The sequence below is a fragment of the Streptomyces sp. NPDC057474 genome (assembly GCF_042802555.1).
Classification (GTDB): Bacteria; Actinomycetota; Actinomycetes; order Streptomycetales; family Streptomycetaceae; genus Streptomyces.
The window spans coordinates 1-8,335 of sequence record NZ_JBHVDX010000121.1; the positions used below are offsets into that span (position 1 = coordinate 1).

4 protein-coding genes and 1 pseudogene are annotated in these 8,335 nt (G+C 69.7%); 1 reads left to right on the plus strand and 4 read right to left on the minus strand.

What is annotated here, in order from left to right; genetic code table 11:
• Window positions 1-137 (minus strand): annotated as a pseudogene (locus ACFU53_RS28585) (antitermination regulator); the annotation flags it as partial.
• A 522-nt stretch (window positions 138-659) separates the two neighbouring features.
• Between ACFU53_RS28585 and ACFU53_RS28590 the strand changes: the two are divergent.
• Complete coding sequence (locus tag ACFU53_RS28590) at window positions 660-1,817, plus strand: aromatic acid exporter family protein (RefSeq protein ID WP_383998364.1); 1,158 nt, start codon at window positions 660-662, stop codon at window positions 1,815-1,817.
• Between the two features lie 284 nt (window positions 1,818-2,101).
• On the opposite strand, the gene ACFU53_RS28595 is transcribed toward ACFU53_RS28590, so the two are convergent.
• The 3 genes from ACFU53_RS28595 to ACFU53_RS28605 all read right to left on the minus strand — a co-directional run bounded on the left by ACFU53_RS28595 (window position 2,102) and on the right by ACFU53_RS28605 (window position 8,238).
• Entirely contained in the window at window positions 2,102-3,598 is a 1,497-nt protein-coding gene (locus tag ACFU53_RS28595; RefSeq protein ID WP_383998366.1) for a family 43 glycosylhydrolase, read from the minus strand.
• On the minus strand, window positions 3,595-6,885 hold the full coding sequence (locus ACFU53_RS28600; protein ID WP_383998368.1) for a discoidin domain-containing protein: 3,291 nt from the start codon (window positions 6,883-6,885) through the stop codon (window positions 3,595-3,597). Before ACFU53_RS28600 ends, ACFU53_RS28595 begins: the two co-directional genes overlap by 4 nt.
• 228 nt (window positions 6,886-7,113) lie before the next feature.
• The gene (locus ACFU53_RS28605; RefSeq protein WP_383998371.1) at window positions 7,114-8,238 is read right to left on the minus strand and encodes a PP2C family protein-serine/threonine phosphatase; all 1,125 of its coding nucleotides are present in this window, start codon (window positions 8,236-8,238) and stop codon (window positions 7,114-7,116) included.
• Window positions 8,239-8,335 lie beyond the last annotated feature (97 nt).

An 8,335-nucleotide genomic window follows, 5' to 3' on the forward strand; every position in this document is an offset into this window, starting at 1 on the left:
TCCACCGTCGTGCCGTGCAGCACGAGGATGCCGGCCGCGTCACAGCCCTCCACCAGCTCGGTGGCCGAGGCGGTGATCCGCTCCAGCGTCGCGCCGACCGAACGCTGCGCCAGAAGATCCCGCGCCATCGACGCCATCTGCTGTGCGAACCGATCCCAGTCCACACCGGCCTCCGCTTCACCCTCGTCCGGACAGCCCTCGTGCAGTCCTCGTACCAGCCTTGCACGCGAGCCCCGTGAAGAGGCGGCTGCGACAGCCGCCTCTTCACGGGGCCTGGCGGATTCCCGTGCCGCTGCCGCGGAACGGAAAGCCTTTCGCCGTGCGAAGCGGTTCATCGGGTGTCGACGATGCCGCCGGTCACGGCGATGACCTCGCCGATTGTCCGAGTCGTAGGGCGGGGTGGGCTCGGCGGCGACCTGCGGCGCGGGCCGTGCGTGCTGGGACTGCAGGGTGTGCCTCTCGCCGGCGCTGTCCACGGCGGGGCACAGCCGTTCGTGCCGCGCCGTGCTTGCACGGATCGCGTGCCCACCATGGCGGCGGCCAAGCCCCGCTTCTCGGCGGACCGTCGTCGAGGTCCGTCCACCGTGAACGCCGGATCCGTCCACAGCGAAGTCGCGGTCGGGGGTGCGTCTCGCCGCTGCCGTGGCACTTGGTGTGTCATGGAGTGGACTGGCAGGGCGGTACGGGAGGTCCGGCGGCGCGGTGCGGCTGCCGTACAGACGGTGCGGTGGGCGTGGGCGGGCCCCGGCCGTGAGCGGGATCTGGTGGCGCAGGCCGGCAAGGCGGCGCTGGCCGCCTGGGTGGCGTGGGCGGTGGCGGGCTGGTGGCTCGCGGCTCCCATGGCGTTCGTGGCGCCCTGGGTGGCGGTCGTCCTGGTCGAGTCGACGGTGTACCGGTCGCTCGCGCACGGGCTCCAACAGGTCGCGGCGATCGCGGTGGGCACGGTGGTGGCCACAGGGGTGGCGCTGGTGCTGGACAGCACGATGGTCACGATGGCCCTGGTCCTGCCGACGGTGCTGCTGCTGGGGCAGTGGCAGCGCCTGGGCAGCCAGGGCGTCTACGCCGCCACCGGCGCGCTCTTCGTGCTGACCAGCGGTCAGGTCACCGTTGCCGCGTCGGCCGCCCGCGTCGCGGAGGCGGTCTTCGGCGCGGTGGTCGGCGTCGCCGTCAACGCGCTGATCAGGCCCCCGGTGTATCTGCGCGACACCCGTGCCGCGCTGCGGGACGCGGCCCGCGAGGCAGAGGAGATCCTGGACGCGGTGGCGGACGGGCTGGCCGCCGGCGAGTGGGACGGGCATCAGGCGGGGGAGTGGCACGAGCGCGCACTGCGGCTGGGCCGCCTGGTCGACCAGGCCCGGTCGGCGATCGGCTGGAGCCGGGAAAGCATGCGCGTCAACCCCCGGGGGCGCCGCAGGCAGGCAGTCGCCCCGCCGGGCAAGGCGTACGCGGACGCACTGACTGTCCTCGACTACGTCGCCGTCCATACCGCGGGCGTGACCCGGACAGTGTGGGAAACCGCGGACCAGAGCGGGAAGGCGGCCCGACCGGTTGCGGCGATCGCCCGTCCCTACGCGGACTTCCTACGCCGCACCGCACGTGCCGTCAGCCTCTACAGCCGGACCCGATTCGCCCCGAGCGGCCAAGACGACTCCGCCGCGGAGGCGCTCCGCGAGGCCGTCGGGGAACTCCACCGCACCCTTGACGAATTCCGCCGGCGGTTGCCGGGTGCCGTCGCCGACGACCCCGACGCGCTGGCGACCTACGGGACGCTGCTGGCCCAGGCCCACCGCCTGGCCGAGCAACTCGTCCAGGACTGACGCCCCAGGCACTCACAGCGCGGCGGCGTCGACCAGATCGAGGTCGGGCAGGTCCAGCGAGCAGATGCGGTCGGCCTCGTCGGCGGACAGGCCGAAGTGCCGCAGCAGACCCCGGACGACCAGGTCGGCGCCGGCTCGCGTCGTCGCGTTCGGGCTGGACGTGGAGGAGCGAGCCCAGGGCCGACTGCGCGCTGACCGTCATCGCCGGGGCGAGGCCGAGGTCCGCACGCAGTGTGCCCGTCATCAGCCGGAGCTGATCCCGGCCTGCCGGCCGGGAGGTCCGGTTACTCGCCCGACGGCGCGGTCAAGGTGACGCCGAGGGGTACCGGGGTGCCGAAGTTCGGGGTGCCGTCGGCGTTCCAGGTGAACTTCTGCGCCCTGGTCGATCGGTTCATGTCGCAGCCTCCGGAGGCGGAGTTGTTGGCGTGGTAGACCATCCAGTCCTCGGTCCCGTCGGGCGACTTGAAGAAGCCGTTGTGGCCGGGGCCGTAGACGCCGCCCGCGTTGGACCGCTGGAAGACCGGGTTCGGGGACTTTACCCAGGAAGAGGAGTTGAGCGGGTCGCCGCCGTTGTGCGTCAGCATGCCGAGCTTGTAGTCGGGGGTGGAGCAGTGGCTGGCGGAGTACACGATGAACGTCTTGCCGCCCCGCTGGAGAACCTCGGCGCCCTCGTTGACCGCGCCGCCCACCGTCTCCCAGCTGTAGGTCGGCGTGGACAGCACACGGCGGGTGCCGCTCGCGGTCCACGGGTTCGACAGCGGCCGGATGAACATGGGCTGCGAGCCGTTGTAGTACGTGCCCAGGAGGTAGAGCCTGCCGTCGAGTTGCAGGATGCCGGGGTCCAGCTCCCAGGTGTTGTCCTGTGTCGGGTCGAGCAGGTCGGCCTTGAAGCTGTACGGGCCCATCGGGTCCAGGCCGGCGCTCTCCAGGACATGGATCCGCTGGGTGCCCAGGTCGAACGGCTCCCGGCCGGCCGTGTAGTAGAAGTACCAGCGCTTCCCGTTGGGGCCGTCGAGGAGATGGAACTCCGGGGCCCACATCGTGCCGGCCCCGTTGGGCCGGGTCAGGTTGAAGATCACCTGTTCGTCGGCCGTGGCGAGCCCCGCCAAGGTGCTCGACCTGCGCATGGTGACCGTCGAGTTCCAGGTCGTGGTGGCGAGGTAGTAGAAGCCGTCGTGATACGTCAGCCACGGGTCGGGACCGCGCTGGGCCAGCGGGTTGGTGAACGTCTTCGGGGCCGTGCCGCCGCCGGTGAAGCCGGGCAGCCGCCACACCCTGCCGTTCGCGGTGGCGCACGGCAGCTGCACCAGGTTGGTGTTCGAGGCCGACGAACCTCCGCTCGGCGCGACGCACTTGCCCGAGCCGACGGAGACCAGGTTGAAGGTCTTGTCCGTGCCGGCGACCGACACCGGCGCGATCCGCCACTGCTGGTTGGCCGCGCCGTGGCAGGGCCACTGGATGATCGCGGCGTTGTCCGCCGTGGAGGCGCCGTACACGTCGACGCACTGTCCGGACCGGGTGGTGATCGTGTAGGTGTCGGTCGTCCCCGAGACCGGTGCGAAACTCAGGCTCTGGTTGTCCCCGCCGCCGCAGGCGAAGGCGCGTAGCTGCGTCCCGTTGGTTGTCGAACTGCTGGGCAGGTCCAGGCAGTTGCCGCCGTTCTGGTTCACCCCCGTCGAGGTGAAGGCGACGGCGGCGGCAGCGGGTTGCGGTGCCACCAGGAAGGCGACCGCCATGGTGGCCGACGCGAAGAACGCGGACAGGAATCTGGAACGAGTCACGGTCCGTACACCTTTGCTTCGAGGAGTCCGACGGAGTTCGTGCCGTTGCCGGTGAGCAGCACCCGTAGTCGGGTGGTGCTCGTGGCGTTGAAGGTGACGGTGTTGTACTGGTTCTTGGCCAACGGATAGGACCCGGTGCCCGGCACGTCGACGTACGCGCTGCCGTTCCAGTACTGGAGCTTCCACGAGGCGGGCATGTCGATGCCCTGGTCGTCGTCGAAGAAGTACACCTCGGCCTTGTTCAGGGTCTTCGCGGACGGCCAGGTCAGCTCCGCCCACTGCTGACCCGTCTCCGGCCAGGTCCCCCAGCGCGGGTTCACGGTGTCGTTGGACGACGGCGGATCGATCCCGTCGTTGACGGCGGTGACGCTCTCCCAGGATGAGGTGTACGACGCCGACGCCGTGGCCGACGTCGCCAGGTTGCCCGGCGGCTGGACGCCGCCCCGGTTGAACACCTTGACCTCGGTGAGGCCCGTCTTCGCGCCGGAGGCGTTGGTGGCCAGGACCCGGATGCGCTGGGCGCTGATCGCCGGGAACTGCACCCGGTTGTAGTTGGCCCGTGGCGCCGCCGGACTCTTCGTCTGGTCGGGCGCGTTCACCCAGGAACTGCCGTTGTGGTACTGGACGGTGTACGCGGACGGTGCCCGGTAGGTGGTGTTCGCCGGGCGGCTGTCCTTGAAGTGCAGCCGGACCTCGTTGAGCGTGCGGGTGGTGCCGAAGTTCAGCTCGTACCAGTCCTGGCTGTTGGCGGAGCCGCCCGCGCCCCAGAACGGTTCGTTGGTGGGGAAGCCGTCGACCGCGCCGGCGACAGTGCTGCCGGAGCCGGTGTGCGAGGCGGACACGGTCGCGCCGGCGGCGAGGTTGGTGAGATCGGCGGTCAGGTCGACGCCCGCCTTGGCGAGCATGTCGACCATCTGCGGGCTGTCCTGCACGACCTGGTTGGGGGCCTTGAGCCCGGACATGGCGGTGTGGTGGGTGACCGTGCCGCTCGTGGTGACGTCACCGGTGGCCGGGTCCCAGGTGAAGGGGACGAGCGAGCCGACGGTGGCCACCCGGCTGCCGTTGACGTAGATCGAGTAGCCCTCCGGGATGCCCGGGTAGCGCACCACGCCGTCGGCCGGGTCGTCCCACACGACGGACAGGTCGGCGCCCCGGTAGCGGAGGTTGTTGACGGTGAAGTGACTCCAGCCGATGTCGATGGGGGACAGCTCGACCTTGGCGTCGTTGCGGGGCCGCAGCCCGGCCACGTCCTCGATGACGGTCCAGTTGCTGCTGCCGAGGATGTTGTGGTGGATCCAGGAGCGGTAGTTGACGGAGCTGCCGTTCCAGTCCGCCCAGAACTCGTTGGCGTCGGGCCACTGGGTGTTGCCGCCGACGTACTGCGCCCAGGTGTTCCAGTAGAGGAGCTTCTTGTAGTCGCTCGCGCTCATCCAGGAGTTGGGGTAGTTGCGCAGCACCGACGAGTACAGCCGGAACTGCACGGTCGAGTTGATCGTGGAGAAGTTGTTGGAACCCGGCTCCCCGGCTTCGGCCGCCGCCTGCTTGTCGACCTGGTTGGCCGTGTAGAAGGGGAAGATCGGGTACTGGGCCGGGTCGTCGTAGAGCCGCAGTGCCTGCCGGTACGTCGCCGTGTTCGGGACGGCGCCGACCGAGAACGGGTAGTAGTTGTTGATCTCCTTCCAGGGCACCCACTCGTTGGTCGACTTCAACCGGTGCTCGAACAGCTGCCGGTTGGGGTTCCAGAGCACGTTGACGATGGCGTCCTTGATCTGCGTCGCGAGGGTGCGCATCTCGGTGGCCTTGGCAGTGTTGCCGATCGCCTCGTAGGCCTGGGCGGCGGCGAGCGCGCCGCTGTACTGGTAGGCGGACTCGGCGCGGTCCATGTTGCCGGGCTTCCAGTGGAAGGACACGGCGTCGGCGTCGTTGCCGGTCAGGGCGCCCCAGTCGTACTCGATGAGCTTGTTGTTGTCGTGGTCGTAGTGCGCGAGCTGGCCCTTGATGTCGCCCTCGGCGTAGCGGGCCAGGTTGGCGGCGATGCCCGGCTGGCCGCCGTGGATCTGGTAGCTCTTCCAGGCCGCCTCGGCGATGTACTGGGTGTAGCTGTTGGACCAGTTCTCCGGGTCACCCGGGTTGTCGAGGAAACGGCCGCCCTTGGAGGTCTGGCCCACGCTCAGCCAGTCCCCGTACGCGTAGGCCGGGTTCCGCAGGTACTTGAGGTCGTCGATGTGCATCGGCTGGGTGAGCGCGATGGCGTTGTTGTAGCCGAGGACACCCTCGGTGGAAGTCGGGAACTGGAAGGTCTGCCCGGGGATGTCCGCGTCGAGACTGTTGAAGCGCATCAGCCACCAGCGGTAGTAGATGTTCTTCTTGATCGCCGGCTCGGGCACGTCGATGTAGGGCACGTTCTGCGCCCACCACAGGTTGTAGGCCTTGACGTGGGTGGCGAACGCTGTCGCGGGCGAGTAACCCGCGTAGGCGTTGTACTCGGTCAGCGACTGGGGGATCTCGTCGGTGACGAAGCCCATGACCACCTTGGCCGTCACCGTGGCGCCGGCAGCGATCGTCACGGACCGGTTGAGGCCGCCGCCGGAGACGGCGAAGCCGTCGCCGGCGAGGCGGGGGCGGAGGGTCGTGAGGTTGTTGAAGGCGTTGACCTGGCCGGTCAGTTCGGTGCCGGAGCCGGAGGTGGCGTACGGCGAAGTCGCCCGCAACTGAAGCGTCGTGGAGCCGGAGCCGTTGTTCTTGATGGACAGGTTGGTCACGGCGACGTTGTTGTCGGTGACGAACTTCGTCTGGTCGACCGTGATCGAGCCGCTGGTGTGGACGCTCTTCCAGTGGCTGGGCGTCTGCCGTCGCTGGGCGACCTGTTCGGTGAAGGTGCCCGGGGTGACCGCGACGGTGTAGGCGCTGCTGTCGTTGATGCTCTCCCAGTAGGCGACCTTGCCGCCGAAACCCAGCTGGGAGGGGTTGTGCTCCTTCATGAAGAGGGCCCGCCCGCGGCTCATCAGCCAGGGCCCGGCGGGGTCGTCGCCGGAGCGGGCGAGCAGGCGGTCCATCCAGAAGTCGGTACCCGAGCTCTCCGAGTCGTAGATGGCCTTCATCATGTCGCCCGGTGTGTGGGCGACGGGCGGTGCCGGGATCGCGGGCCCACCGAAGCTGGGGAACCCGATGGTCTGCGCTGCGGCGGCCGGGGGAGCGGCGACGACGGAACAGACACTGAGCGCCAGCGCGACGAGGAGAGACCTCGTGCGCCGGCGTCGTACCAGGAGGACGTGCGGTCTTCTCATCGGATGCTCCCTGTCCCGTTGACAACACGCGTTCGCTCGCGATGGCACCGACGTTCGTGAACCGGGGGAGTGCGGAAAACAACCTGAAAGGTTTTCGCAACGTAGAAGCGGGCTGTTGAAGTGTCAAGGGAGGTGAGAGAGGGACGAGTTCGTAGGCCGAACGGTTCAGGACACACGGGCGTCGACTCGCGTCCGTCCCGTTCCGCAGAAACCCTTTTCGGTATGCGTTCAGTGACGCGGTGACCGGCGGACCGTCAGGACGGCGACGTCGTCGTGCCGGCCGCCGCTGCCCGCGTACGCGCGGGCGTCCTCGTACAGGGCCCGGGGCAGGTCGGTGGGGGAGAGGTCGAGGTGCTCGGCGAGACGTTCGTCGACCGGGTAGAACGTGCCGTCGGCGGCGCGGGTCTCGGTGAGGCCGTCGGTGCTCAGCAGCAGCGTCGCGCCGTCCGGGAACGGGAACCAGCCCACGGTCGTGGGTTCGACCGCCAGCTCGGCGAGACCCAGCGGGACGCCGGAGTCCAGCTCGGCCGTCGTGACCGTGCCCTCGTACATCACGTGCGGCAAAATGTGCCCGCAGTTGACGGCCTGCACCTCCTCGCCGTCCGCGTCGATGCCGAGGACGAGGGCGGTGACGAAGCGCTCGTCGTCGCCGGTGTTCTCGGCGTAGGAGTTGTGGCGGACGACGGCCGCGTCCAGGGCGTCGACCAGCGCGGTGAGCGTGGGCTCGCGATGGGCCGCCGCGCGGAAGGCGCCGATGACGGCGAACGCGGCGCCCACGGCGGCCAGTCCCTTGCCCTGTACGTCGCCGATCAGCACCCGGGTCCCCCAGGGCGAGGCGACCACGTCGTAGATGTCGCCGCCGACGAGCCGGTCCTCCTGGAGGGGCTCGTAGATCCCGTTGACCAGGACGTCGTCGGTGAGTAGAGGGAGGGGGTGCAGGATGTGCCGCTGTATGGCCGCGGCCGTGGAGCGCAGCCGGAACATCTCGTGTTCGCGCCTGATCCGCCGGTGACAGGCGTACACCGAGGCCACGCCCAGGGTGAGGGTGAGCAGGACCAGCAGGAGCCGGTCGAGCCACCGGTCCGCGTCGACGTTGCGCACCACCGCCGTGGTGGTGACGACGAGCGTGGTCCACGCGGCGACGAACGCCGTCTGCCGGACGGTGCACAGCGCCGACGCCGTCCCCGGCAGGAACACCAGCAGCCCGAGGAGCCATACCTCGGACCCGGACAGCACGCCGAGCGCCTCGACCAGGGCCGTCACCGCCAGCACGCCGAGGACCAGTTCGGCGTTGCCCGGCGGCTCGATGGCCTCGATGGCCTCGACGGGTCTCCTCCGGCGGCCAGCGGCCATGTGAACTCCCGGGCAGATCGTGATCTCTCCGTACGTTAAGCCGGGCCCGGTCGCGCGCGAGTGGCGCCCCGCCGATCCGGCCCCTGAGGGCTCGCCG